Source organism: Bacillus sp. BB51/4, from assembly GCF_008368845.1.
GTDB lineage: Bacteria > Bacillota > Bacilli > Bacillales > Bacillaceae_G > Bacillus_A > Bacillus_A wiedmannii.
The window spans coordinates 641,896-666,760 of the sequence record NZ_QOSC01000005.1; the positions used below are offsets into that span (position 1 = coordinate 641,896).

Below are 24,865 nucleotides of genomic sequence, written 5' to 3' on the forward strand. Positions count from 1 at the left end.
ACCCCCACCTCAAAATTCAGCGGAAGCAAAGAAGTTAGGTGGGGGTCAACTGCCCGTAAAAGCCCGATTGGTTATGCCTAAATGTTTTCTTTTCTCTTATTTATATAATGGAAGGAGGCGGAAAAGATGGAAGAGTGGATCAGGATGATAGGTAATGTAGGGTTTCCGATTGTTGTAACATTATATTTACTCCATCGTATTGAAAGTAAATTAGATGGGGTAATTGTTGCAATCGAGAAACTTCCTAAACAATTACTAAAGTAGGAAGGTCCTCGCGATAGAAAGTAAAATAAAGTTTGCTCTTCGTGAGCAAACTTTATTTTTATTGAGCAGTATAGCCACCATCGATAACAACTGCTTGACCAGTTATACCTCTTGCTTTTTCACTCGCTAAAAACATAGCATAATCAGAGATTTCTTGTACTTGTAATAGGCGCTTTTGTGGTACAAGTGGATAAATGACATCCTCTAAAACATTTTCAAGTGGAACATTTCGTGTAGTAGCTAAATCTTGTAGTTGATTACGTACAAGAGGGGTATCGACATAACCAGGACAAAGTGCATTAACGGTAATTCCGTGAGTAGCGCCTTCTAAAGCGGCAACTTTTGTTAATCCAATTACGCCATGTTTGGCGCTATTATAGGCAGATTTCCCAGCAAATCCAACGAGGCCATTAATGGAAGCGACATTAATAATTCGGCCATACTTTTGTTTTTTCATGATCGGGAAGGCATGCTTAATTGCGATAAAAGGAGCGATTTGCATAATTTTAATAAGTAGTTCGAACTTTTCGGTTGGAAAATCTTCAATTGGTGAAACGTGCTGCATTCCTGCGTTGTTAATTAATATATGTAATGAACCGAAATGATTAACTGTTTGAGAAATTGCAGCGGTAATTTCTTCTTCAGATGTAACATCACATTTTAAACCGATAGCTTGATAGCCTTCTTTTTGTAATTGTTCAGCAGCTTCTTTTGCACGTTCTTCAAGACGATCGGTAATCACAACTTTTGCACCTTCTTTTGCAAAAGCGTTTCCCATTTCATAACCAATACCGCTTGCAGCACCTGTTAAAAAGACAACTCGATTTGTAACCATGGTGAAAAACATCCCTTCGTAATAAAGTTCTCATATTGCTCTATTTAGAGAGTTGATAATAAAAATCCTGCAAAGATTTGGAAAAATATTGTTAGCTATCTTGTTTTGCAAAATAGTTCCTGCTATACTATTTTGTAAAGCAAGATACTTACGCTTATCTATCTTGTAAAACAAGATAGTGGGAGGATTTGAGTTATGTCGACAAGTCAAATGCTGAAAGGGATTTTAGAAGGATGCTTACTTGCTATTATTTCTGAAGGTGAAATATACGGTTATGAAATGAGTGAAAAGCTAGCGAAGTATGGCTTTACAATGGCGAGTGAGGGAAGTATTTATCCGTTATTAATACGAATGCAAAAGGAAGGATTAATAACAAGTGTAATGAAGGAATCTCCATCTGGCCCAAAGCGAAAATATTATACATTAACAGAAAAAGGCGAGGAAGCACTTAATGAATTTATGGATCGCTGGGAAGCGATGCAAAGTAGTGTAGAGCGTCTACTTGAGGGGAAGGGGAGAAAAAAATAATGTTATCAAGTGAAGCATGAAATTTTTTATTAGAAATGAGATTATTTTTAGCGGCAAAGAGTGTGAAAGAAAGCGATATTGAAAATTTTATAGAAGATGCGGAACTCCATTTAATTGAGGGTGAGAGTGATGGGAAAAGTGTAGAAGATATTTTCGGAAGCTCACCGAAAGAATATGCAAATGAACTTGTAAAAGTAATGGAAAAGGATAGACAGGAAACGTGGAGACAAATTGGTTTTACAGTAATGAATATCGTATCGTTTTGGATTATTGCTTCTATCCTAATAGTGAATAACGGATTATTACAGATCTCATTTATTCAGTGCGTTGGGTATAGTTTGTCATTGATTTTAGTTGCTATAGGTCCTAATTTTCTGCTTCGTAAAATGACCTTCGTAACAAGTTTTACAAAAACGTGGTTTTCTATGTGGTTTTTAGTTATGATCGCACCAATGTTTTTAATAGGAGTTGTTACGATATTAGATGTGATATATCCTACAAAAATGCTCACATTCACCGAAATGCAAAGTTATATATTAGCTGGAGGTATTTTTATTATCACAATAGGGATAAATATGTATTTTGAAGGATGGTTTAAAAACTTATATTTAATTATTCCACTTTCGATTATGTTACTGTTTAAAACATTTACATCAGAAGATCTCGTGCCAATGTTATTTCAAATTATATGTTTATACGGAAGTTTGTTTATTTTAATTTTCCTTGAAATTATGATGAAGACGAATAGAAGAGAAACGGTTAAATAAGGGAGGGGTTATCATGCAGATTTCTAAAGAAGGAGAAAAGTTTTTAATCGATACGAAAGTGTATTTAATAACAAAAGGAATGAAAGAAGAAGATGTGGACGCTTTTCTAGAAGATGCAGAACTTCATTTAATAGAAGGCGAGAAAGAGGGAAAGACGGTAACGGATATATTCGGTGATTCACCAAAAGAGTATGCGGAAGAATTGGCGAAAGAGATGGAGAAGGATAAAGGTGGGAGTATAAAGAGTATTCTTGCGATGATAATTGGTATTGGCGGGTATTGGATATTAACTCATATTTTATTTAATAATCCGAATCAGCAATTTACACTAACGAATATACAGTTAATTGGCTATCCTATCGTCTTAATCATTACGATTATTGGAACCATTGTTGCGTTTAGAATGTCTTCTTTTAAAAATAAATTTGTAGAGTTCGGGATTATTTACATAATAGTAATGGTTCCCATTTTATTATTAGTATTATTGATGTTTGTTAATAAATGGTACGGTACACCTATTTTGCAATTATCGACAATGCAAACATATATATTAGCAGCAAGTATCTTTTTATTACTTTTCGTTGGAGAAGTGTATGTCCTTGGTTGGATGGGTGTTTTGGTGCTAATTGTTCCTTTAGGGATTATGTTTATATTTAAAGGATTAGAAGAAAAAAATGTATTTTGGGGAATTGCAAAGATATTACTTATGTATGGAAGTATATATGGGTTAATGAGATGGTCTTTAAAAATTGAAGAGAGAAAAAGTGTAAACTAGTATTTCAAAAAAAGCGGCTGCTCTGGATATACAAAAAATTATTTCCAAAGAAATACTATATTTTGATTTTTAGAGGGATTCGTTTTAGGTGTATAGTGTATCCTTTGCAGCCGGTATATCGTTTATTAATTGGAATAAATTGTTTTAAACAGTAACATGACAGTTACTGTTTTTTTCTTTGTAATAAAGAACTTTGTAAAGAGAGCTCTTTTTGTTCGTTCGTTAATAAGGAATGAATATGGACGTTTTCAGGACGAGGTACGATAGGGTACATAAGATTTGTTGGAGAAGGATGGTGCTCCGAGCCAGTTAGGGAATGAGGATCTGCGTGAGTAAGTTTTCCGTGAACACGTCTTGTAAATAAAATATGACCGACTTCGTGAGCGAGCGTATATATATTTTTCATGGGAGCAGCCGAATTTGTTAAAACGATATAACCAGTAAGTTGCTGTTGTTTGGCTAAAGAGTACGCGCAGGCAATTACGGCTGTTTCTTTGAAATAATCACTGCCAATATAACAAATGTAAAGGTCACATTCAGGAGCTTCATTTACACATGTTTGGAAAAAGGATGCTAATTTTTCCTGACTTTGAATAGAATTTTTATAACTAATTTCACGATCAGAAAAACGAAAAAGTTCATTTAAAATAATTACGTCTTTAATTTGAAATGTAATGGGGTGCCAAATTGATTCTGCAACTGCTAAATCTTTTGCGATACGGTCATCAGAAATATCGGCGCCTGGAGTAATGCAAATACATATATTGACGTATGGATCCATAAGGAACACCTCAACTGAAAAAATTCTTTCTATAATATATGTTGGGAAAAGACCCTATGTATGGATAAAAGCCTTGTTTATTACAAGTCGAAAAAATTTCATAGTTCTATAACATGGTGTGGTCATCTTTTTGATATAGTAAAGAAAAGGGGGAGAATATATGTATACATTAAAAATCGTTTCAGACAGAGAAGCACTTTATCAATTTGCGAGTTATGTAAGAGTTGTACAAGGGGTTGAAGATGTATATGTAGAGGTGGGAGAACCTTTATATGAACATCCATTAATGAAGTTTTATGTACATATTAAGCTGGAGGAAACATATGAGCAACATAAAGCGTTACAAGAAATAGCAAGATTAGTAGAATTAGGGCGTTTTACATACGTTCATTATCGTAATGATGAAATTGAAGAAGCTTTTGAAGCTGTAAAATATGAAAGTTTTAAGAAATAAAATTGGAAAAAAGGAAGCGAAAGCTTCCTTTTTTTTCTTTGAAATTACATCAACAAAAGGAGAAAAATTTTGTTATGATAAGGAAGGGTGAGGAAAGGAGAGTTTACATATTGGGGTATATTGAAGAGTTACGCAAAGTCGTTGGGACAAGACCACTTATTCTTGTTGGATCAGCAATAATTATACTAAATGATAATCAAGAAGTATTGCTTCAATATCGGTCAGATACATATGATTGGGGTGTACCTGGCGGCGCGATGGAACTAGGAGAAACGACGGAAGAAACTGCTCGCCGAGAATTATTCGAGGAGACGGGATTAACTGCAAAAATCATGCAATTTCTAGGTGTCTTATCAGGAAAGGAAGTATATTTCCGTTATCCTAATGGGGATGAAATTTTTAATGTTATTCATCTGTATCAGGGGCATCATGTGAGTGGAGAATTAAGGCTTGATCATGAGGGATTGAAGCTTCAATATTTTCCGGTAGATAAGTTACCAAAATTGAATGAAACGACAGAGAAAATTTTACAAAAATTTCTATATGCATTAACAGAATAGAAGGTTAATTCCTTCTATTTTTATTATATTAAATATTTTGATTTTTTAGTATGTTTATAGTATGATAGATGTAGACATACATCTTATGGAATTTCACCTAAAAACTGACTAGGGTACATAAGAGAGGGGCAAGTGCAAAATGCATAATGTTGTTATTACAGCTGCAGTTCGTTCGCCAATTGGAACTTTTGGAGGAGCGCTAAAAAATGTAACGCCAGTAGAATTAGCGGTTCCTGTACTTCAGGAAGCTGTAAAACGAGGCGGGGTAGAACCACACGAAGTTGATGAAGTAATTTTAGGTCATTGTATTCAAAGAACTGATGAAGCAAATACTGCAAGAACAGCTGCATTAGCGGCAGGATTTCCTGACACAGTTACGGGTTATACAATCCAACGTCAATGTTCTTCAGGTATGCAAGCAATTATGTCAGCTGCAATGCAAATTCAATTAGGTGTAAGTGATGTTGTAATTGCAGGTGGAGTAGAAGCAATGAGCTCAAGCCCTTATGCATTAAAACAGCACCGCTGGGGACAACGTCTACAGCACGGAGAAATTCGTGATACGGTGTGGGAAGTACTAGAAGATCCGATTCACCATATTATGATGGGTGAAACGGCTGAAAATTTAGTTGACCAATATGAAATTACAAGAGAGGAACAAGATGAAGTTGCGCTTCGTAGTCATACATTGGCACTGCAAGCAATCGAGTCTGGATATTTTGACGAGCAAATTGTTCCTATTACGATAAAAGAACGTAGAAAAGAAATAGTATTTTCGAAGGATGAACATCCACGTGCAGATATTACAGCGGAAAAATTAGCAGGATTAAAACCAGCTTTCCGTAAAGATGGATCTGTAACGGCAGGGAATGCATCTGGCCTTAATGATGGAAGTGCGGTTCTAGTATTAATGAGCGAAGAAAAAGCGAAAGAAAAAGGCTTACAACCGTTAGCTAGAATTGTTGGATATTCAGTAGCTGGAGTAGATCCGAAAATTATGGGTATTGGACCAGCACCAGCAATTCGTAAAGGGTTAGAAAAAGTAGATTGGTCATTAGAAGATGCTGATTTACTGGAAATTAATGAAGCTTTCGCGGCTCAATACCTAGCTGTAGAGAAAGAATTAGGTTTAGACCGTGAAAAAGTGAATGTAAACGGTAGCGGTGTAGGACTTGGACATCCAATCGGTTGTACAGGAGCTCGTATTACTGTAAGTTTAATTCATGAATTGAAGAGACGCGGTTTAGAAAAAGGAATTGCCTCTCTATGCGTCGGTGGCGGTATTGGGGTAGCATTATTTATAGAAGCACTATAAAAAAGAAGCAGCAATCGCTGCTTCTTTTTTATTAAGAATCAAATAAATGATGAAATAATCGATCACGATTTTCAAAGAAAAGTTTTGTCGTTTGGTAATGCTCTGTTTCTTCTAATGTGGATTCATGAATCCCTTCTTGTGTTAAAGAATATATAGTGGATTCAGGATAAGCCATTAAAATAGGAGAGTGCGTCGCGATAACAAATTGTGAACCTTGTTCCGCTAGTTCGTGCATTCGAATAAGCATGGAAAGTTGCCTCATTGGTGATAGAGCGGCCTCAGGCTCATCTAAAATGTATAAACCTTGTCCTGAAAAACGGTTCATAAATAAGGAAAAGAATGATTCGCCGTGTGATTGTTTGTGTAGTGAGATACCACCATATGAGTCAATAACTGGATTCCCGCGTGCTTCTAGATCAGCATCCATCTCATCAATATAAGAAGCAACGTTATAAAATGATTCAGCACGAAGAAAGAAACCGTCGTTTGGTGTATTGAAACTTTTAGAAATTCGAAGGTATTCATATAAAGATGAATGTGAATCGTTTGTGCTAAAGCGGAAATTCTTCGTTCCACCTTCTGCATTAAATCCTAAAGCGATTGCAATTGCTTCGAGTAATGTTGATTTTCCCGTTCCGTTTTCTCCAATAATGAATGTTACATTTGGATGGAAGGCAAGTGATTGTAAAGTTCGGATAGCGGGTAGACAGTAAGGATATGCGGAAAAACTAGGGATATTTTCTTTTTTTAATGTGACATTTTTTAAAAAGGGTACGTCAATCAATATATAAACCTCAATTCATAACGGATTTTGATTCTAAAAAAGCAGCAAATACAAGGGTAAGACAGCTTGCAAATAGTATTGTATATTGAAGTGCGCCAAAGCCAAGACCTTCCCAGCCTAAAGTCATTCTCTTCCATATGAAAATAAAAAGAACGCTTATAAAACCAACGAGAGCAGGCATATATTTTATAATTTTTAAGTGCTTCCACAGAAAAAAGCCGATGTATGTAAGTACAAAGAAGATAAGCAGAATGAGAAAAAAGGCAAGTGTTAATGACACGTGAACCTCTCCTTATTTTCTGAATATTTTATGTGGATTATAACATGTAAACTATCATATTCCAATGTGAAAATAAATATTGCATCAAGATCAATTCTCTCGTTATGATAGATGGTATTCTATTGAAGATATGAAAAGGAGTTAAAACATGCCGTTTACATTTGCGCATCCAGCAGCAATTCTTCCTTTTGTGAAAAAGCGTTCTCAATATATTTCAGTAACGGCTCTTATATTAGGCAGTATGGCGCCTGATTTTGAATATTTTTTACACTTTAGACCGTATGGTGTTATTGGGCATACATGGCTTGGATTCTTATATTTGAATTTACCACTTGTATTTCTGTTCGCATATATGTATCATTACATTTTAAAAAAGCCGTTTATAACACATTTACCTAAACCGTTTGCTGGCTATTTTGCATATGCAGTAGATGAGAGGTGGGGGCTTCATACATGGAAGGATTTCTTTGTATTTTGCTATTCTGCTTTATTTGGTATGCTCACGCATGTCGTTTGGGATGCATTTACTCATAATACAGGCTATTTTGTTACGAAGATACCATTGTTACAAAGAGGATTACATAGTATCCCGGTGTATAAATATATGCAACACGGGAGTACATGTGTTGGTTTCTTATTACTATTATACGTACTATGGAAGTATAAAGATGAAACAGGGAAAGATATTATGATAGCTTCAGAAAAAAGGAAGTATTGGGTTTCGGCAATCATTTTCGCAGCTCTAGTATTTATCGTTTACGCATTCGTAGATCCCTATTTTCATATTTTTCAAATAGGGGGTATAATAGTATCTGGACTGACAAGTTCGTTTTGTGGACTTCTCATTGTTTCTATAGTCTACAAAGCAAAGGACTAATTTAGATTAATGAATGATAGTGTTAGGAGAAATTATATGATGAAAGCATGGAAAAATATTTTTGTTTTATGTAGTTTTCTTCTTATGTTAAGTGGTTGCTTCCATCAAGAAGAAAAGAAAGTTGAACCGAAGAAGAAAGAATCTATTCCTGAAACAAAAGAATATGGTGGGCGTGAGCTGAAAAAAGTAGGACAAAAAGTGAAAGAAACAGGGTGGGGTACTTTTAAGTTAGAACAGATTCAATCTGTAAATCAAACATTTGAAGTAGCACCAATGAAATTTCACATACAAGATGTAAAAGTAATCTCTTTATCGCAGATGAGTAAAGATGCAAAAAATGCATTAAAAGTATTTACGGCATTAACTCCTGAAGAAGTAAAGCGTAGATTAGGAGATAAAGTAAGTCAAGAAGATGCGGAGTTATATGCATCGATAAGTGGTACAGAGATTAGTGATACGATTCGTTACGTTGAAATTACATATAAGGTGGAAAATAGCGGGAATAAAAATATGCAATTTTTCTCTATGAATGATGTTACGATTAATGATAAGCAACATTTTAAAGTAGCAACTCAAAACTTTTTATATGATGAAGATACGCTCGTTGGTACAAAAAATGTATCAAGGGAAGACTATAAGCCTGGTGAAACAAGAGATGGTATTATCGGCTTAATACTTGATGATGGAAAAGAAAAGGTAAAGGATATTAAGTTTACAACAGATAATGTAGTCGCAGCAGATACAGAAACGCAAGATGTTGTAAAAGAGGCAGAAACTTTTAATATCTCACTTTCTGAGTAGAGGGATTTTTAAAAACAGAAAAGTATGAATCTACATTTTGAAAAGGTACCTTAATTTTAAATGCATCTTTTTGTTCATTAAATTGCTTTTCATTATAAGGGCCAAAACGTTTATTATGCTTTACGTCAATAATCCAATAATGCTCACTTTTTTTATTTGCAATTGCTCCGTCAGGGTTATTCGGATCTGACTTTTCCTCAATTTGTTTTGCAATAATGTATTTATCATCCCAAGCTATGTCTGTAATTTTTGCAGGAATGTATTGTGTGGCATATACAGCATCTTGCGATGGGAAAAGTTCAAATGCATTTCCAGAAGTACGTATGAGTTCGTATTCATCGTTAATCGTATAAGTTATATGATTTGTATTTCCAGCACAACCGGCTAATAGGAATGCGACGAATAGGATTATCCATTTTTTCAATATGGGAACCTCCTTTACAATGCTGTTGTAACACATTGTACAAGAAAAGTAAGAGAAACGCTAGTTTACAATGTTTTTTAGAAGTGGTACGATGAGACGGGTAAAGAAGGATATGAAGGAGTCGACATAAAATGAAGTTAAAGATGCATCGTCCAGCGCTTGTAATGAATCGCATAGGTGCTTCCCTAATTGACATGTTTTTAATCTCGGTTATGTATGGTGCAGTAGTAGCTATTACGACCGGAAATTATAGTGCTATTTTTAATCGCTTTAATATTAGTTTTGGTGATTATAGATATGATCTCGCAGTAGTTTTTATATTAATGGCGATATATTTTATTTTGGTACCCTTTATTTGGAACGGTGTTACAGTTGGTAAAAAGGTAACGAGAATAAAATTAATTTCATTGAAGAGTGAAAAGTTAACATTACAAACATTAATTATAAGGTTTTTTGTATTGTTATTACCGAACATATTGCTACTTGGAATTCCGATATTATGTAACGTATATATGATGTTATTCCGCAAAGATAATTGTGGTTTTCAAGATTTAATTACAAAAACAAAAGTGATAAGTCTTGTATAATAAAACAGAGACCTTTTTATACATAAAATAAGAAGGTCTTTTTTAATTATATAAATATATTTTAAAGGATATATAATAAGAAAAAGTTAATCCATATCATTTTTGATTTTAATAGATTGAAAATTAAGAAAATGTTATAATGATTAAAATAATATCTTTATATAATAAGGGGGAAATTGAAATGACTGGGGGTAGCGTAATCTTTTGGGGGATTTTAATTTTCATCGGTTTAGTTTTCGATCAGCGTAATAGTAAGAAAAAAGAAGGAGCAAAAAAGTAATCGCTTACAAATTAATAAGCAACTTTTCTTGCTTGCAGACTAATCTCATAAAGGAGTATACTGAATGACGGTAAGACTTATAGAAGGGGTAATGAAAATGAAGCTTGCAGGAAAAGTTGCTATCGTAACTGGCGGTGGCATCGGTATTGGACGTAATACAGCTCTTTTGTTGGCTAAACAAGGCGCAAAAGTAATTGTGACGGACATTGATCAAGAAAGTGGACAAGCAACAGTGGAGGAAATTACGAATCTAGGCGGAGAAGCACTTTTTGTATCCTATGATATGGGAAAGCAAGGAGATTGGCAACGCGTTATCAGTATTACTTTGAATGCATTTAGTCGCATTGATATGCTTTTTCAAAATGCTGGTTTATATAAAATAGATTCTATTTTTTCTCGCCAACAAGAGAACGATTCCAATGTACTTTGTATTAATGACGTTTGGATAGAGATAAAACAATTAACGTCATCTTTTATGAAACAGCAAGAAGAAGTGGTACTGAGTGACTTACCGATTTTCGGTATTATTGGCACGAAAGGACAATCATTTCATACAGTAGAAGCCCTCGTATAATAATGAAAACCGCCCTCAAAGTATGTGGACGGTTTTTTTGTATGTTATACAGAGGAAAATTATTTTTTAACGAATACGTTGTTCAGTTTGACTATCAAAGAAATGTGCTTTATTCATATCAAATGCTAGTTTAATTTGATCTCCAGGTGAAAATGTATGTCTTGCATCAACACGTGCTGCAAAATCTTGATCTCCAAGTTTCATATATAAAATAGATTCAGCACCTAGTAACTCAGCAACTTCGATTTTTGTTGTGAAGGCAGTAGATTGTGAAGCTTCTAAAAATAATAGTTCATCATGAATGTCTTCAGGACGAATACCTAAAACAATTTCCTTATTTACATAGCCTTGTTCACGTAACATCTTCATTTTTCCTTCAGTTACTTTGACTTTTAATGAATTATCTATAACGAAATCGGTTTCAGTCAATTTACCACGGAAGAAATTCATTGCTGGAGAGCCAATAAATCCACCAACGAAAATATTTTCAGGTGTTTCATATACTTCTTTTGGAGTTCCGATTTGTTGAATCTTTCCGTCTTTCATAACAACGAGACGTGAAGCCATTGTCATTGCTTCTGTTTGATCATGTGTTACGTAAATTGTTGTCGTTCCAAGACGGTGATGTAATTTAGAAATTTCTGAGCGCATTGCAACACGTAATTTAGCGTCTAAGTTGGATAAAGGTTCATCCATTAAGAACACTTTCGCGTCTCGAACAATTGCTCTCCCTAACGCAACACGTTGACGTTGTCCACCAGATAACGCTTTCGGTTTTCTATCTAAATATTGTTCCAGTCCTAAAATTTTTGCTGCATCTTTCACACGACGATCGATTTCATCTTTTGGTATTTTTCTAAGTTTTAATCCAAATGCCATATTATCATACACACTCATATGTGGATATAAAGCATAGTTTTGGAAGACCATTGCGATATCGCGATCTTTTGGAGGGACATCATTCATTAGCTTACCATCAATTGAAAACTCTCCTTTTGAAATATCTTCAAGTCCAGCCACCATTCGTAATGTTGTAGATTTTCCGCATCCAGAAGGACCGACAAATACGATAAACTCTTTATCTTGAATGTGTAAATTAAAATCTGTTACAGCTGTTACATTATTATCATATATTTTATAAATGTTTTCTAATTTCAATTCTGCCATGGTATTGCCCCCTAGAAAAAAATTATGCAAACGTTTTCTTTGAGTTCATTATAAACTAATAGATTCAAAAAATAAACAAAAAAATAAAACGTTTTCATTTATTAGAGGAATATTAGTAATTTGCGTATGTTTTCTTAGAAAAATAAGAATAAAAGTTGTAAGCGCTATTTTAAATTAAGATAGAATCTGTTATCATTCATTAATGAAAACGTTTGCGCCTTAAAAAAAGAGAAAATCGAATTATTAATGAAATGGGGTAGCATAATGGAAAAACAGTGGTGGAAAGAAAGTGTAGTATATCAAATTTATCCTCGTAGCTTTATGGATAGTAACGGTGATGGTATTGGGGATCTTCGTGGGATTATTTCAAAGCTAGATTACTTAAAAGAATTAGGGATTGATGTCATTTGGTTATCACCGGTCTATGAATCTCCAAATGATGATAATGGTTATGATATAAGTGATTATTGTAAAATTATGAATGAGTTCGGAACAATGGAAGATTGGGATGAGCTATTACATGAAATGCATGAACGTAATATGAAACTTATGATGGACTTAGTTGTTAACCATACTTCTGATGAACATAATTGGTTTATTGAATCACGTAAATCAAAAGATAATAAATATAGAGATTACTATATATGGCGTCCTGGAAAAGAAGGGAAAGAGCCGAACAACTGGGGAGCAGCTTTTAGTGGATCTGCATGGAAGTATGATGAAATGACAGATGAATATTATTTACATCTGTTTTCTAAAAAACAGCCGGATTTAAATTGGGATAATGAAAAGGTAAGACAAGATGTTTATGAAATGATGAAGTTTTGGTTAGAAAAAGGAATTGATGGCTTCCGTATGGATGTTATTAATTTTATTTCTAAAGATGAGGGGTTACCAGCTGTTGAAACCGAAGAAGAGGGGTATGTTTCAGGTCATAAGCATTTTATGAACGGTCCAAACATTCATAAATATTTACATGAAATGAATGAAGAAGTATTGTCTCATTATGATATTATGACGGTTGGTGAAATGCCTGGTGTAACGACAGAAGAAGCGAAAATGTATACTGGGGAAGAACGAAAAGAACTGCAGATGGTATTCCAATTTGAACATATGGATTTAGATTCGGGAGAAGGCGGAAAATGGGATGTAAAACCATGCTCACTTCTTACTTTAAAAGAGAATTTAACGAAGTGGCAAAAAGCATTAGAGCATACAGGGTGGAATAGTCTGTATTGGAATAACCATGATCAGCCACGCGTTGTATCTCGTTTTGGTAATGATGGAATGTATCGCATTGAATCTGCGAAAATGTTAGCGACGGTGCTTCATATGATGAAAGGAACACCGTATATTTATCAAGGAGAAGAAATCGGAATGACGAACGTTCGATTTGAATCGATTGATGAATATCGAGATATTGAAACGTTAAATATGTATAAGGAAAAAGTGATAGAGCACGGTGAAGATATAGATAAAGTAATGCAGTCTATTTATATAAAAGGCCGAGATAATGCTAGAACACCGATGCAGTGGGATGATAAAGATCATGCTGGATTCACAACAGGTGAGCCTTGGATTACGGTAAACCCTAATTACAAAGAAATCAATGTGAAACAAGCGATCCAAAATAAAGATTCAATTTTTTATTACTATAAAAAATTAATTGACCTACGCAAAAATAATGAAATAGTTGTGTACGGATCATATGATTTAATATTAGATAATAATCCTTCTATTTTTGCATACGTAAGAACATATGAAGAAGAAAAACTTCTTGTTATTGCAAACTTTACGGCGGAAGAATGTGTATTTGAATTGCCTAAGGACATTAGTTATAGTGAATCAGAGTTATTAATACACAATTACGACGTAGAGAGTGGATCGATAGATAACATTGTATTACGTCCATATGAAGCGATGGTATTTAAATTAAAATAAGAAAAATCCTTATGCCACACCTTGGCATAAGGATTTTTTATTACCATTTTAAGATTGAGAATCCATATGGAGGAAGTGTAACTTGTAATACACTTGCTTCCGCTGAAAATTCTTCATTTGTATAAATGTTAATGATTTTCTTTCCAGTAACATGGAGAGGGAGTGAAGCTGTAACATCACTATTATTCGGATTTAAAACGAAAAAGATAGTTTCATCTTCATATGTTTTCGTATAAGAAATATAATTTTGTTCATCATTTGCTTCGATGAATTGGAAAGTACCATGTCCTCCGAATGCTTTATATTGCTTTCGTAATGAAATTAATGTTTGTATATGTGTAAATAATAGATGATCTTGTTCTTTCGTATCCCAAACCATACATTTGCGACAATCTGGGTCCATACCGCCGTCCATACCAATTTCGTCTCCATAATAAACACAAGGAGAGCCGATGAAGGAAAGATGGAATACATAAAGTAACTGTAACTTATTTTTATCTCCATTACATGTTGTCAATATTCTTGGTGTATCATGACTGTCTAATAAATGAAACGCTGCTTCATTTACATTCATAGAGTAGGAATGTAGAGATTCTGTAATTTGTTTCATAAATTCATTTGCTTTAATGGAATCATTAGCAAAGTAAGACAGTAGAGCGTTTGTAACAGGGTAGCTCATTACAGCATCAAATTGATCTCCTTGTAGCCATGGAAGTGCATCGTGCCAAATTTCTCCTAAAATATATACTTCAGGATTTAATGCCTTTATCTCGCTTCGGAATTCTCTCCAAAAGCTGTGGTCTATTTCATTTGCTACATCAAGGCGCCAACCGTCTATATTGAATTCTCTTACCCAATAACGCCCTACTTCAAGTAAGTATTCTTTTACATCTGGGTGTGCTGTATTTAATTTAGGCATATACGGTGTAAACGCGAAAGTATCATAATTCGGGAGTGGATCCGTTACAATTGGAAATTCATGAATATGGAACCACTCTTTATAAGCAGACTTCTCACCGTTTTCTAGTACGTCTTGGAATTTATCGAAAAAGTATCCACTATGATTAAACACGGCATCGAGCATTACTTTTATACCGTGTGTATGACATGCTTGAACGAGTTCTTTGAACGTTTCTTTCGTCCCGAATTGCGGATCGATTTCCATGTAGTCAATTGTGTCATATTTATGGTTTGAATGTGCTTTGAAAATAGGTGTGAAGTATATTCCCGAAATTCCAAGCTTAACAAGGTAATCGAGGTTTTGAATAATACCAGCAAAATCTCCGCCGAAAAAATTAGTTGGAGTTGGCTCAGCGCTTCCCCAAGGAAGAGTGTTTTCTGGATTTAGTGCACGATCTCCGTTAGCGAACCGTTCTGGGAAAATTTGATACCAAACAGTGTCTTTAATCCAAGAAGGTGCTTGAAACACATCATTTGCATGAATAAATGGCAAACAGAAAAAGTTACCAACGTCATCATTTGGAATACTGGAAAAAAATCCTCGCTCTGCATAAATAAGCGTTTCTGTATCATTTTTTAATTCGAATCCATAACGTAAGCGCTTAAATTTTGGCTCGATGGAAATGGACCAATAATCAAACAATGCAGTAGAACCAGTTTTTTTCATCGGTATACTTGATGTAATCCATTTCCCTTCTTTCCATTCATAAGGATCACCGTAAATAAGAGTGGCGCTTTGAACATCTTCTCTTTTCGTACGTATTCGGATGTGAATCGTTTTTTCATCGTAAGCGTATGCGTAATTATCTTTTGGCCTATGATAAATAGCTTCTTTAAGCATATAGAAAATCCCCCTTTAATATCTCCATGCATATTGTTCCCTTACGTATAATAATAAAGTATATGTTGCAAACGATTGCTTTTTGCATAGCTTTAATATTGCTTATAAGAGTAGTATTCATTTCATATAAAGTCAATGTATAAAGAGTGTAGTAATAATATTTTAAAATTAATATTTGCAAAATGAATAAAAGAATGTATAATGATAGACAAATAGCGCAAACGTTTTCATAGATTGAGATATTGTTTGTGCTTCTATTAAACCATTTAATGCAAACGTTTTCAATTAGTAAGGTACATATACAATTTAGGGAGGTTTTTGGGATGAAGAAAGCATTATCATTATTAACGGTTTCAGCATTATCAATTGGTATGTTATCTGCATGTGGACCGAAAGATTCAGGGAAGAAAGAAGAAAGTAAAGCGAAGAAAGATTACGATCTTCTCGTTTGGGAAGATGATAAAAAAGGTGTTGGTTTAGAACCAGCAGTGAAAAGTTTTGAGGAAAAATATAAAGTAAAAGTAAAAGTCGTTGAAATGCAAATGACAGATCAAGTGAAGAAGTTACGCCTTGATGGACCAGCGGGGACGGGACCAGATGTTGTAACATTGCCACATGATCAAATTGGAAACGCAGTAACAGAAGGTTTACTTTCTGAAGTGAAAGCTGATGATGCTGTGAAGAGTAGATTTACTGAATCATCAATAGAAGCACAGACATATAACGGAAAATTATATGGTTTACCAAAAGCAATTGAGACACCAGTCTTTATTTACAATAAAAAATTAATGCCAAAAGCACCAGAAACGATGGACGAGCTGTTTAACTTCTCAAAAGAATTTACGAAGGATGGCAAGTATGGATTTTTAACACTAGGAGATAACTTCTACTTTGCTAATGCATTCATGGCAGGTATGGGTGGTTATGTGTTTGGTGAAAAAGATGGAAAGCCAAATGCAAGTGATGTTGGATTAAATAATAGTGGGGCAGTACAAGGTGCTGAATATCTTCAAAAATGGTACAAAGAAAAGTTATTCCCGAAAGGTATTATCGGTGAATCTGGTGGACCTGCTGCTGATGGACTATTTAACGAAGGAAAAGCAGCATCTATCATGAATGGTCCATGGGCGTTCCAAGCAATGGAAAAGAACGGAATTGATTATGGCGTTGCTCCAATGCCGAAATTACCAAACGGTCAACCAATGAAAACATTTGTTGGGGTTAAAGGGTGGCATGTAACAAGTTTCTCTAAACAAAATGATTTAGCTACAAAGTTCACTGAATGGGTAACAAATGAAGAGAACGCAAAAATTCGATTTGAGAAAACAAAAGAAATTCCTCCAGTAAAAGCAGTAATGGAAGATCCAATCATTAAAGATAATGAAGCTGCAAAAGCAGTTGCAACACAATCTGAAAATGGAATTCCAATGCCGAACATTCCAGAAATGCAAGAAGTATGGAAACCAGCTGGAGATGCGCTTCAATTAGTTGTTACGGAAAAAGAGGCACCAAAAGCAGCACTTGACAATGCAGTGAAGCAAATTAAAGGTAATATTGAGGCAAATCATAGTAAGAAAAAATAAGGTGAAATTCGTGCCTCTCATATGAGGGGCATGAATTCTCTCCCAGAAAAAAGGGGGAAGGAACATGCAAACATCTATGGAACCAGCAAACGGTTTAAACGGTTCAAAGCATAGGAAAATGGCAACCATGTTATCTATCATTCCAGGCGTGGGCCAAATGTATAATAAGCAATTTGTAAAAGGTCTTATTTTTCTAGTATTAACAGGTTCATTTATTGTAGCCTTTGCTGATTTATTAAATATGGGATTATGGGGAATTGTAACGCTAGGTACAGAAGTTCCACGTGATCATTCTGTCTTTCTATTAGTAGAAGGAATCTTGGCACTCATCGTCATCGTTTTTGGACTCGGAATATATGCATTTAATTTATATGATGCATACCAAAACGGGAAGAAACGTGATATAGGAACACCTTTAAACTCTGTAAAAGAGCAATACCGTAATTTACTAGATCAAGGTTTTCCATATTTAATGGTTTCACCAGGTTTTCTATTACTTATCTTTGTAGTTGTATTTCCAATCATCTTCGTAATTTTAATTGGATTTACGAATTATGATTTATACCACTCTCCTCCAGCTAAATTAGTAGATTGGGTGGGCTTCAAAAACTTTATTGATATCTTTACATTACCGATGTGGAGAGAGACATTTTTAAGCGTATTTTCTTGGACTGTCATTTGGACATTCGTTGCAACGACGTTACAAGTTGCGCTTGGTATTTTCTTAGCGATTATCGTGAATCAGCCTGGTATTAAAGGGAAGGCAATTATTCGAACAATCTTCATTTTACCGTGGGCGGTTCCAGCATTCGTATCTATTCTTGTTTTCTCTGGTATGTTTAATGAGACATTTGGAGCAATTAACAATCAAGTATTAGCTTTATTTGGAATCGAAAAGATTGCTTGGATGACAGATCCATTTTGGGCAAAAATCGCTTTAATTATGATTCAAACATGGCTTGGATTCCCGTTCGTCTTTGCAATGACAACAGGCATACTGCAATCGATTCCAGGGGAGTTATATGAAGCTGCTACAGTAGATGGAGCTACAGCTTGGCAGCAGTTTCGTAAAATTACATTGCCACTTGTTCTATATGCAACAGCACCAATATTAATTACGCAATATACGTTTAACTTTAATAACTTTAGTATCATCTATCTATTTAACGGCGGAGGTCCTGCTGTAGCTGGACAAGACGCAGGTGGAACAGATATTTTAATTTCATGGATTTATAAGTTAACGATGACTTCGGCGCAGTACGGGAAAGCGGCAGCTCTTACAATGATCTTATCGTTAATCGTTATTACAGTTGCGTTATGGCAATTTAAGAGAACAAAATCATTCCAAGAAGAGGATATGATGTAAATGAATATTAAAAGACAAAAGATGTTACGTCTCTCATTAAGTTATCTCGTTATTTTCGTAATGTGTGCCATCATTTTCTATCCATTATTATGGATTATTGGCTCATCGTTTAATCCGGGTGATAGTTTATCTGGATCAAGTATTATTCCGCAAAATGCAACGTTAGATCATTATCGTAAGTTATTAGATTTAGAGAATAGTAATTATTTACTATGGTATAAAAACACATTAAAAGTAAGTGTTATAACGATGATTTTCTCAGTGTTAGCAATTAGTTTTACTGCTTATGCATTTTCAAGATACCGTTTTGTTGGAAGAAAAAATGGTTTATTAACGTTTTTAATTCTGCAAATGATTCCGAACTTTGCGGCGTTAATCGCTCTATACGTATTGGCACAGTTAACAGGGTTAATCGATACGCACCTTGCATTAATTTTAATTTATGTAGGTGGGGCAATTCCAATGAATACATGGCTTATGAAAGGATATTTTGATACGATTCCGAAAGAATTGGATGAGTCAGCTCGTATGGATGGGGCAGGACATTTCCGTATTTTTTGGCAAATCATTATGCCACTTGCAAAGCCAATCGTAGCAGTTGTGGCGTTATTCACTTTCATCGGTCCATTTACAGATTTCATTTTAGCGAGTGTTATTTTGCGCACACCAGAAAATTATACGTTAGCAGTTGGGTTATATGAAATGGTAGCGAAGAAATTTGGTAATGAATTCACAACGTTCGCAGCGGGTTCAGTATTGATTGCAATCCCAATTTCAATTTTATTCCTATCACTACAAAAATACTTTATCTCTGGTTTAACTGCTGGGGGTACGAAAGGATGAAAAATGGGACATTACGTCCCATTTTTCTTTTCATCTCCCTATAAAAAATTTTATAGGGAGATGAAAAGAGATTTGACATTATAGTATAGGAAAAAAGGGCTATATCCCTTACAATACATGGAGAGGGAGAATATGATAGGATTTACAAGATAGAATCAATGAAAGTTTATGTCTTCTCCTATTACTTGCAACGGGTGCAAGATTAAAATATATAACAAAATGGCAGAGAAGTGAGAGGAGGGGGATTTTTATGACAGTTACAATTAAAGATGTGGCGAAGAAGGCAAATGTAGCACCATCTACCGTTTCTCGTGTAATTGCTGATAATCCAAGTATAAGTGAAAAAACAAAGCGTCGTGTTCGGAAAGTAATGAGTGAACTAGGGTATCATCCCAATTTAAACGCAAGAAATCTAGCTAACCAAACAACAAAAACACTTGGTCTTGTTATGCCAAGTTCTGCAAGTAAAGCTTTTCAAAATCCGTTTTTCCCAGAAGTTATAAGAGGGATTAGTTCATTTGCACATGTAGAAGGGTATGCGCTTTATATGTCGACAGGTGAAACGGAAGATGAAATTTTTAATGGTGTTGTAAAGATGGTACAGGGGCGCCAAATTGGTGGCATTATTCTTTTATATTCAAGAGAGAATGATCGGATTATTCAATATTTGCATAAACAAAATTTCCCGTTTGTTTTAATTGGGAAACCGTATGATCGAAAAGATGAAATTACATATGTAGATAATGACAATTATACAGCTGCAAGAGAAGTAGCAGAATATTTGATTTCATTAGGTCATAAACAAATCGCGTTCATCGGCGGTGGATCAGATTTACTTGTAACGAGAGATCGTTTGGCTGGTATGAGTGATGCTTTAAAATTAGCGGACATTGTATTACCAAAAGAGTATATTTTACATTTTGATTTTTCGAGGGAAAGTGGTCAACAAGCCGTTGAGGAGTTAATGGGACTACAGCAACCACCGACAGCAATTGTGGCAACGGATGATTTAATTGGACTTGGTGTGTTAAGTGCTCTTTCTAAAAAAGGATTCGTTGTACCAAAGGATGTTTCCATTATAAGCTTTAACAATGCTTTATTATCAGAAATTGCGAGTCCGCCACTTTCGACAGTTGATGTGAATATTTATCAACTAGGATATGAGGCAGCAAAAGCTTTAGTGGATAAAGTAGAGAATGCGGAGTCTACTGCAAAGTGTATTATTATTCCTCATAAATTACTAAAGCGCCAAACTTGCGATCGTTATGCATAAAAAAGCTAAGAGTTTAACTCTTAGCTTTTTGTTGTAGAAAGGCCTCTAATCGATCACAGCCTTCTTTTAAAGTTTCAATACTATACGCATAGGACAAGCGAAGATAGCCTTCACCATATTCAGAAAATGCAGTTCCAGGAACGACAGCTAGTCCAGCTTCTTTGACAAGGTCAAGTGCAAAATCAAATGATGAAGATGTTAAATGACCAACATATGGGAATAAGTAAAATGCACCTGTTGGCTTTTCAACCGTTAAGCCCATTTGAATGAGTCGATTATATACATAATCGCGGCGTTTCTTGTATTGATGACGCATCATTTTTGGTGCATCTTTAGCAGCTGTTAATGCTTCAATTGCAGCATATTGAGCGATTGAAGTAGCACACGTTACGTTGTATTGATGAACTTTTAGTATATGTCCTGCTAAATAGCTTGGTGCGAATAATAGACCGATACGCCAGCCAGTCATAGAATGAGATTTTGATAAACCGTTAATGACGATAGTCTTTTCACGCATTTCTGGGAAATGAGCGATAGATGTATGCTTTTGTTCATATACAAGTTCGCTATAAATTTCATCAGAAAGGACGAAAATATTTTTATCTTTTAAAACAGTTACAATATCCTGTAATTCTTCTTTTGATAAAGTTACACCAGTTGGATTAGAAGGATACGGCAGTACGACGCATCTTGTTTTTTCTGTAATAGCATTTTCTAGCGCTTCGGCTGTTAAACGGAAGCCAGTTTCACGAACATCGATAAAAATAGGTGTAGCACCGCATAGTCGAATAATTGGTTCGTATCCTGGATAAATAGGGGCAGGTAAAATAACTTCTGTTCCTGGCTCTAAAATTGTTCGAAATGCAATATCAATTGCTTCACTGGCACCGATTGTAACGATGGTTTCGTTTTCAGGTGAATACTGTAAATCGTAGTTATCTTTTACAAAGTTACAAGCTGCCTTGCGTAATTCTAGTAAACCAGCGTTATGTGTATAGCTTGTATAATTTTCTGTAATAGCCCGTTTGGCCGCTTCTTTTACGAGAGAAGGTGTAGGGAAATCGGGTTGTCCAATTGTTAAAGAGATAAGATTATCATAGTTTTGAATCATGTTAGAGAATTGACGGATTCCAGAAATTTGGATGTCCTTCACTCTAGGGTTAATGAATTGTTCCATTGTATCTCCCTTTCTTCCGTTTGAAAATTAAGTTCATTTTAACATATTTTCTATGATTTCGCTTGTGTATATGTTATGTAGAAAGAGAGGGATAATAGAAAAAAAGCCGCTGTAAGCGACTTTTTAATATCCGTACTCCCAATCTATTTCATCTTCATTCCAAAGTACAGAGGATACTTTGCCAAGGTGAACAACTGATTCATTCACAGCACATGTGCAATTTTCTTCTCCGGTTTTATGCTGTAATTCTTCATATACTGATTTTTCAACATTTTCTAGAACGACCAAATTTTCTTCTTTTAAAACAAGCGTAGTACCCGCCATATTTATCTTCCTCCTACTAAAATAATGATCACTTATTTGTAAACATAGATAGTATGGATTATATGCTGTATTTTGCTATAGTTGTCCGTCTCATGAAGTATTTTTTATTTTCTTTGTAATCCGTATTCATTGTATACTGTCGGGCAGAAATTTGGTACAGGGTTTACATTCATTTCGAAAATCTGTAACAATTATTATGTGTTGTTAACAAAGAATTAACAAATATGTTAAGAAAAATCAAAATTTTAAAACAAATAAACCCGTAAAATGATATAATCATATCAAAATACATATAGGGGATGAGAGGCTATGGAGCTGATCCGTGATTTAATGATCCAAATTGCCATCATTATTTTGCCACTATTTTTATATGAAGCGATTCGTTTAAATCGTTATCAAGAAATGCCTCCGAAGCCGAACCGCTACTTTATTATGTTTTTATCCAGCATTACACTCATTCTCTCCATGACATACTCTATTTGTTTTGGTGACATTTGTGGGTATAATTTTCACCCAATCCCGATTGTTAGTGGTTTTTTATATGGTGGGATTGTTGGTTTAATCCCGGCCGTTATTTTTGTTGCATATGAATGGGCGCTAAAGGGAATGAGCCTTCTTCCAGTCATAGAAGTAATATTTCTATTGATAGTTCCATTATTTTTATCAAAGAAATGGTCTCTATTTTCAAGGGATAAGAAGCTAATTTTAGCATTTATGATTTCATCACTATACGTACTTGTTTCTTTAGTGATTGGCATGATTAACGTTCTGTTAGAAACGGGGTTTACACCACATATTTCACACTTATATAGCGGATATATATTTGCTTCGCTTACTATGGTTATGACTATGGTATTTCAAGTGTACTTAACAGAATATTTAAATGAAAATGCAATACTACGTACAGAGATGCAAAAGTCAGAAAAGCTTAATATTGTAAGTGAGTTGGCAGCAAGTGTTGCACATGAGGTTCGAAATCCACTCACTGTTGTTCGTGGTTTTATTCAATTGTTAGAAAGTACGGAAGATGTGAAAAATAAGGATTATATGCGTCTCGTATTAGCCGAATTGGATCGGGCAGAACAAATTATTTCAGATTATTTGAATTTAGCAAGGCCACAAATTGAGAAAAAAGAACACATTTGCTTATCCGCTCAATTAATAGAAATGACAACTCTTATGTCATCATTTGCTGCGATGCAAGGTGTATATTTGCAAGTTGAGATTTCTGAAAGTCTTTATACGATCGGTGATAAGACGAAATTGAAGCAAGCTATTATGAATGTTGTTAAAAATGGTATTGAAGCAATCCAAGGAAATAAAGGATATTTAAAAGTAACGGCTATGCAAAAAGATGAAACGATAGTAATAAGAGTTAAAGATAGTGGTGTTGGAATGACGAAAGAACAGTTAGTAAGACTGGGACAACCGTATTATTCTTTAAAAGAAAAAGGGACAGGATTAGGGCTTATGGTAACATTTAGTATTTTACAAGCGCATAATGGTACGCTGGAATATAAAAGCGAAAGTGGGAAAGGAACTGAAGCGATTATTATATTGCCAGCTGTAAGAAATAAGGAATAAAAGTTACCGATGGCAGGTAACTTTTTATTTTATATAGGAAAAAAATATTATTTTATTCAGATGTTTTTTCTTGTTTTGATCGGCTAAATAAACTTCTAAATGATTGAAAAAAACTTTGTTCTTTCGAAGCTGCGACTAATCTTTTTGTTTCTTGAATTTCGCGAATCACTTGCATAAGTTGTGCATCCCGGTTGCTGTCTTTATTATAAATTTGATTTACGAGTTTATTCATTTTTTCCTCTTGCTTGGATTCTCGTTTATACATATGATTCATTAATAAGTCCATCTTTTCTTTTTGCAGGGCATCTGTTTGAGCGGCATGATCTACTAACTCTTGTAGCATTTTTTCTTGAGAGCCTTCTTTTACATAAACTTGTTGCATCAATTCATCTAGCTTTTCATCTTTTAAACGATTTTGGGTAATAAGAGTAGAATTTTGATGAATAATTGCTTCATTTAATTGAGCGAGCATTTCAAGTTTTAACATGAACTCCTCAAAGTTACGCCCATCTTCTTTTTCTTTCGTTTGTATTTCTTGCTTATCTTGTATAGCGGGTACAGGCGGGTCCTCTTTTTCTTTTAAAATAATAGGTATCGTTTCTGAAATATCTTCTTGCAGTTTAGCAGCTCTTTCATGTATAGATTTCAATAGTTTTAAATCATCCAGTTTATAAATACGAGCATCAGCTGTTTTTGAAATGATATAACCATGTTCCTCTAACAGTTGGCTATATTTACGGACTATATGTTTTGGGATGCCTGTTTTATTCGTGACATCTTTCGTTTTATAGATAGCTTCCATGTTATTTCCTCCCCAAAAAGTATCGTATATATCATTTCAATCTTTTATGAGGACTTCCTTTAAAAAAGAATGTCGGAAGGTTATTAGTTTTCTACAGCATTAGTGAAAAGATGAAGGA

Annotated in this window: 27 protein-coding genes and 2 pseudogenes; 19 read left to right on the forward strand and 10 right to left on the reverse strand. The window is 34.6% G+C overall.

Features of this window, described 5'->3' with window-relative positions; genetic code table 11:
• Positions 1-126: 126 nt before the first annotated feature.
• Positions 127-264 carry a YvrJ family protein gene (locus DN392_RS05785; protein WP_000393342.1) on the forward strand — a complete coding sequence of 46 codons (138 nt, stop codon included), beginning with the start codon at positions 127-129 and terminating at the stop codon, positions 262-264.
• A 58-nt stretch (positions 265-322) separates the two neighbouring features.
• Here DN392_RS05785 and DN392_RS05790 read toward each other — a convergent pair whose 3' ends face one another.
• Positions 323-1,099, reverse strand: coding sequence for a 3-hydroxybutyrate dehydrogenase (locus DN392_RS05790; RefSeq protein WP_000258442.1), 777 nt, complete (start codon positions 1,097-1,099; stop codon positions 323-325).
• 195 nt (positions 1,100-1,294) lie between these two features.
• On the opposite strand from DN392_RS05790, the gene DN392_RS05795 reads away from it, so the two are divergent.
• From DN392_RS05795 to DN392_RS31060, 4 genes and pseudogenes are all read left to right on the forward strand, one after another.
• Positions 1,295-1,627 carry a PadR family transcriptional regulator gene (locus DN392_RS05795; RefSeq protein WP_000107987.1) on the forward strand — a complete coding sequence of 111 codons (333 nt, stop codon included), beginning with the start codon at positions 1,295-1,297 and terminating at the stop codon, positions 1,625-1,627.
• A pseudogene (locus DN392_RS05800) lies at positions 1,627-2,394 on the forward strand (DUF1129 domain-containing protein). The gene DN392_RS05795 and the pseudogene DN392_RS05800 overlap by 1 nt, the downstream one beginning before the upstream one ends.
• A gap of 13 nt (positions 2,395-2,407) precedes the next feature.
• Positions 2,408-3,169, forward strand: a complete 762-nt coding sequence (locus tag DN392_RS05805; RefSeq protein ID WP_064449207.1) for a DUF1129 domain-containing protein — start codon at positions 2,408-2,410, stop codon at positions 3,167-3,169.
• 11 nt (positions 3,170-3,180) lie between these two features.
• Positions 3,181-3,317: pseudogene (locus DN392_RS31060) on the forward strand (DNA-binding protein); the annotation flags it as partial.
• Positions 3,318-3,332: 15 nt separating this feature from the next.
• On the opposite strand, the gene DN392_RS05815 reads toward DN392_RS31060, so the two are convergent.
• Entirely contained in the window at positions 3,333-3,950 is a 618-nt protein-coding gene (locus DN392_RS05815; RefSeq protein WP_000371600.1) for a hypothetical protein, read from the reverse strand.
• 160 nt (positions 3,951-4,110) lie between these two features.
• Here DN392_RS05815 and DN392_RS05820 point away from each other — a divergent pair, with 160 nt between their 5' ends.
• The 3 genes from DN392_RS05820 to DN392_RS05830 all read left to right on the forward strand — a co-directional run bounded on the left by DN392_RS05820 (position 4,111) and on the right by DN392_RS05830 (position 6,279).
• Positions 4,111-4,404, forward strand: a complete 294-nt coding sequence (locus DN392_RS05820; RefSeq protein WP_000288327.1) for a DUF3928 family protein — start codon at positions 4,111-4,113, stop codon at positions 4,402-4,404.
• 110 nt (positions 4,405-4,514) lie between these two features.
• A complete protein-coding gene (locus tag DN392_RS05825; protein ID WP_000540530.1) occupies positions 4,515-4,964 on the forward strand; it encodes an NUDIX hydrolase in 450 nt (149 codons plus the stop codon).
• A 139-nt stretch (positions 4,965-5,103) separates the two neighbouring features.
• Entirely contained in the window at positions 5,104-6,279 is a 1,176-nt protein-coding gene (locus tag DN392_RS05830; protein WP_000552069.1) for an acetyl-CoA C-acetyltransferase, read from the forward strand.
• Positions 6,280-6,310: 31 nt separating this feature from the next.
• Here the strand turns inward: DN392_RS05830 and DN392_RS05835 are convergent, their stop codons facing one another.
• Complete coding sequence (locus DN392_RS05835) at positions 6,311-7,063, reverse strand: AAA family ATPase (RefSeq protein WP_000567981.1); 753 nt, start codon at positions 7,061-7,063, stop codon at positions 6,311-6,313.
• A gap of 10 nt (positions 7,064-7,073) precedes the next feature.
• Positions 7,074-7,343 (reverse strand): hypothetical protein, encoded by a 270-nt coding sequence (locus tag DN392_RS05840; RefSeq protein ID WP_000059857.1) that lies wholly within the window; start codon positions 7,341-7,343, stop codon positions 7,074-7,076.
• A 148-nt stretch (positions 7,344-7,491) separates the two neighbouring features.
• Between DN392_RS05840 and DN392_RS05845 the strand changes: the two genes are divergently transcribed.
• The gene (locus tag DN392_RS05845) at positions 7,492-8,220 is read left to right on the forward strand and encodes a DUF4184 family protein (RefSeq protein WP_048565665.1); all 729 of its coding nucleotides are present in this window, start codon (positions 7,492-7,494) and stop codon (positions 8,218-8,220) included.
• Positions 8,221-8,256: 36 nt separating this feature from the next.
• Positions 8,257-9,021 carry a CREC-EF hand family protein gene (locus tag DN392_RS05850; protein WP_000973879.1) on the forward strand — a complete coding sequence of 255 codons (765 nt, stop codon included), beginning with the start codon at positions 8,257-8,259 and terminating at the stop codon, positions 9,019-9,021.
• Here the strand turns inward: DN392_RS05850 and DN392_RS05855 are convergent.
• A complete protein-coding gene (locus DN392_RS05855; protein ID WP_149237916.1) occupies positions 8,999-9,445 on the reverse strand; it encodes a DUF3997 domain-containing protein in 447 nt (148 codons plus the stop codon). The genes DN392_RS05850 and DN392_RS05855 overlap by 23 nt on opposite strands.
• A gap of 131 nt (positions 9,446-9,576) precedes the next feature.
• Here DN392_RS05855 and DN392_RS05860 point away from each other — a divergent pair, with 131 nt between their 5' ends.
• The 3 genes from DN392_RS05860 (at position 9,577) to DN392_RS05870 (ending at position 10,886) form a co-directional block, all read left to right on the forward strand.
• On the forward strand, positions 9,577-10,032 hold the full coding sequence (locus tag DN392_RS05860; RefSeq protein WP_000769084.1) for an RDD family protein: 456 nt from the start codon (positions 9,577-9,579) through the stop codon (positions 10,030-10,032).
• Positions 10,033-10,213: 181 nt separating this feature from the next.
• Positions 10,214-10,312, forward strand: coding sequence for a hypothetical protein (locus DN392_RS05865; RefSeq protein WP_000145654.1), 99 nt, complete (start codon positions 10,214-10,216; stop codon positions 10,310-10,312).
• Positions 10,313-10,376: 64 nt separating this feature from the next.
• Positions 10,377-10,886: an SDR family NAD(P)-dependent oxidoreductase gene (locus tag DN392_RS05870; protein WP_000218424.1), complete on the forward strand. Its 510-nt coding sequence runs from the start codon at positions 10,377-10,379 to the stop codon at positions 10,884-10,886.
• 66 nt (positions 10,887-10,952) lie between these two features.
• On the opposite strand, the gene DN392_RS05875 is transcribed toward DN392_RS05870, so the two are convergent.
• Positions 10,953-12,053: an ABC transporter ATP-binding protein gene (locus tag DN392_RS05875; RefSeq protein ID WP_000818929.1), complete on the reverse strand. Its 1,101-nt coding sequence runs from the start codon at positions 12,051-12,053 to the stop codon at positions 10,953-10,955.
• Positions 12,054-12,317: 264 nt separating this feature from the next.
• Between DN392_RS05875 and malL the strand changes: the two genes are divergently transcribed.
• Positions 12,318-13,994: an oligo-1,6-glucosidase gene (gene malL, locus DN392_RS05880; RefSeq protein ID WP_000415185.1), complete on the forward strand. Its 1,677-nt coding sequence runs from the start codon at positions 12,318-12,320 to the stop codon at positions 13,992-13,994.
• A 40-nt stretch (positions 13,995-14,034) separates the two neighbouring features.
• On the opposite strand, the gene DN392_RS05885 is transcribed toward malL, so the two are convergent.
• The gene (locus DN392_RS05885) at positions 14,035-15,795 is read right to left on the reverse strand and encodes an alpha-glycosidase (RefSeq protein WP_088321588.1); all 1,761 of its coding nucleotides are present in this window, start codon (positions 15,793-15,795) and stop codon (positions 14,035-14,037) included.
• 323 nt (positions 15,796-16,118) lie between these two features.
• Between DN392_RS05885 and DN392_RS05890 the strand changes: the two genes are divergently transcribed.
• The 4 genes from DN392_RS05890 to malR all read left to right on the forward strand — a co-directional run bounded on the left by DN392_RS05890 (position 16,119) and on the right by malR (position 20,860).
• The gene (locus DN392_RS05890) at positions 16,119-17,378 is read left to right on the forward strand and encodes an extracellular solute-binding protein (protein WP_000709925.1); all 1,260 of its coding nucleotides are present in this window, start codon (positions 16,119-16,121) and stop codon (positions 17,376-17,378) included.
• A 64-nt stretch (positions 17,379-17,442) separates the two neighbouring features.
• A complete protein-coding gene (malC, locus tag DN392_RS05895) occupies positions 17,443-18,744 on the forward strand; it encodes a maltosaccharide ABC transporter permease MalC (protein ID WP_001194989.1) in 1,302 nt (433 codons plus the stop codon).
• The gene (malD, locus tag DN392_RS05900) at positions 18,745-19,587 is read left to right on the forward strand and encodes a maltosaccharide ABC transporter permease MalD (protein ID WP_001022607.1); all 843 of its coding nucleotides are present in this window, start codon (positions 18,745-18,747) and stop codon (positions 19,585-19,587) included. It begins immediately after the preceding gene.
• 250 nt (positions 19,588-19,837) lie between these two features.
• On the forward strand, positions 19,838-20,860 hold the full coding sequence (malR, locus tag DN392_RS05905; protein ID WP_000219037.1) for a maltose operon transcriptional repressor MalR: 1,023 nt from the start codon (positions 19,838-19,840) through the stop codon (positions 20,858-20,860).
• A 13-nt stretch (positions 20,861-20,873) separates the two neighbouring features.
• Here the strand turns inward: malR and DN392_RS05910 are convergent, their stop codons facing one another.
• Positions 20,874-22,037, reverse strand: coding sequence for an aminotransferase A (locus tag DN392_RS05910; RefSeq protein WP_000434595.1), 1,164 nt, complete (start codon positions 22,035-22,037; stop codon positions 20,874-20,876).
• Between the two features lie 123 nt (positions 22,038-22,160).
• A complete protein-coding gene (locus DN392_RS05915) occupies positions 22,161-22,361 on the reverse strand; it encodes a hypothetical protein (protein WP_000929285.1) in 201 nt (66 codons plus the stop codon).
• 309 nt (positions 22,362-22,670) lie between these two features.
• On the opposite strand from DN392_RS05915, the gene kinB reads away from it, so the two are divergent.
• Positions 22,671-23,945 carry a sporulation sensor histidine kinase KinB gene (kinB, locus tag DN392_RS05920; RefSeq protein ID WP_000420379.1) on the forward strand — a complete coding sequence of 425 codons (1,275 nt, stop codon included), beginning with the start codon at positions 22,671-22,673 and terminating at the stop codon, positions 23,943-23,945.
• A 52-nt stretch (positions 23,946-23,997) separates the two neighbouring features.
• On the opposite strand, the gene DN392_RS05925 is transcribed toward kinB, so the two are convergent.
• Complete coding sequence (locus tag DN392_RS05925; protein ID WP_000387497.1) at positions 23,998-24,747, reverse strand: DUF3967 domain-containing protein; 750 nt, start codon at positions 24,745-24,747, stop codon at positions 23,998-24,000.
• Between the last annotated feature and the right edge of the window lie 118 nt (positions 24,748-24,865).

Coding starts and splice junctions, on each gene's coding strand:
- DN392_RS05785 (WP_000393342.1), top strand. CDS start 127: ATGGAAGAGTGGATCAGGATGATAGGTAATGTAGGGTTTCCGATTGTT.
- DN392_RS05790 (WP_000258442.1), bottom strand. CDS start 1,099: ATGGTTACAAATCGAGTTGTCTTTTTAACAGGTGCTGCAAGCGGTATT.
- DN392_RS05795 (WP_000107987.1), top strand. CDS start 1,295: ATGTCGACAAGTCAAATGCTGAAAGGGATTTTAGAAGGATGCTTACTT.
- DN392_RS05805 (WP_064449207.1), top strand. CDS start 2,408: ATGCAGATTTCTAAAGAAGGAGAAAAGTTTTTAATCGATACGAAAGTG.
- DN392_RS05815 (WP_000371600.1), bottom strand. CDS start 3,950: ATGGATCCATACGTCAATATATGTATTTGCATTACTCCAGGCGCCGAT.
- DN392_RS05820 (WP_000288327.1), top strand. CDS start 4,111: ATGTATACATTAAAAATCGTTTCAGACAGAGAAGCACTTTATCAATTT.
- DN392_RS05830 (WP_000552069.1), top strand. CDS start 5,104: ATGCATAATGTTGTTATTACAGCTGCAGTTCGTTCGCCAATTGGAACT.
- DN392_RS05845 (WP_048565665.1), top strand. CDS start 7,492: ATGCCGTTTACATTTGCGCATCCAGCAGCAATTCTTCCTTTTGTGAAA.
- DN392_RS05850 (WP_000973879.1), top strand. CDS start 8,257: ATGATGAAAGCATGGAAAAATATTTTTGTTTTATGTAGTTTTCTTCTT.
- DN392_RS05860 (WP_000769084.1), top strand. CDS start 9,577: ATGAAGTTAAAGATGCATCGTCCAGCGCTTGTAATGAATCGCATAGGT.
- DN392_RS05865 (WP_000145654.1), top strand. CDS start 10,214: ATGACTGGGGGTAGCGTAATCTTTTGGGGGATTTTAATTTTCATCGGT.
- DN392_RS05870 (WP_000218424.1), top strand. CDS start 10,377: ATGACGGTAAGACTTATAGAAGGGGTAATGAAAATGAAGCTTGCAGGA.
- DN392_RS05875 (WP_000818929.1), bottom strand. CDS start 12,053: ATGGCAGAATTGAAATTAGAAAACATTTATAAAATATATGATAATAAT.
- malL (WP_000415185.1), top strand. CDS start 12,318: ATGGAAAAACAGTGGTGGAAAGAAAGTGTAGTATATCAAATTTATCCT.
- DN392_RS05885 (WP_088321588.1), bottom strand. CDS start 15,795: ATGCTTAAAGAAGCTATTTATCATAGGCCAAAAGATAATTACGCATAC.
- DN392_RS05890 (WP_000709925.1), top strand. CDS start 16,119: ATGAAGAAAGCATTATCATTATTAACGGTTTCAGCATTATCAATTGGT.
- malC (WP_001194989.1), top strand. CDS start 17,443: ATGCAAACATCTATGGAACCAGCAAACGGTTTAAACGGTTCAAAGCAT.
- malD (WP_001022607.1), top strand. CDS start 18,745: ATGAATATTAAAAGACAAAAGATGTTACGTCTCTCATTAAGTTATCTC.
- malR (WP_000219037.1), top strand. CDS start 19,838: ATGACAGTTACAATTAAAGATGTGGCGAAGAAGGCAAATGTAGCACCA.
- DN392_RS05910 (WP_000434595.1), bottom strand. CDS start 22,037: ATGGAACAATTCATTAACCCTAGAGTGAAGGACATCCAAATTTCTGGA.
- DN392_RS05915 (WP_000929285.1), bottom strand. CDS start 22,361: ATGGCGGGTACTACGCTTGTTTTAAAAGAAGAAAATTTGGTCGTTCTA.
- kinB (WP_000420379.1), top strand. CDS start 22,671: ATGGAGCTGATCCGTGATTTAATGATCCAAATTGCCATCATTATTTTG.
- DN392_RS05925 (WP_000387497.1), bottom strand. CDS start 24,747: ATGGAAGCTATCTATAAAACGAAAGATGTCACGAATAAAACAGGCATC.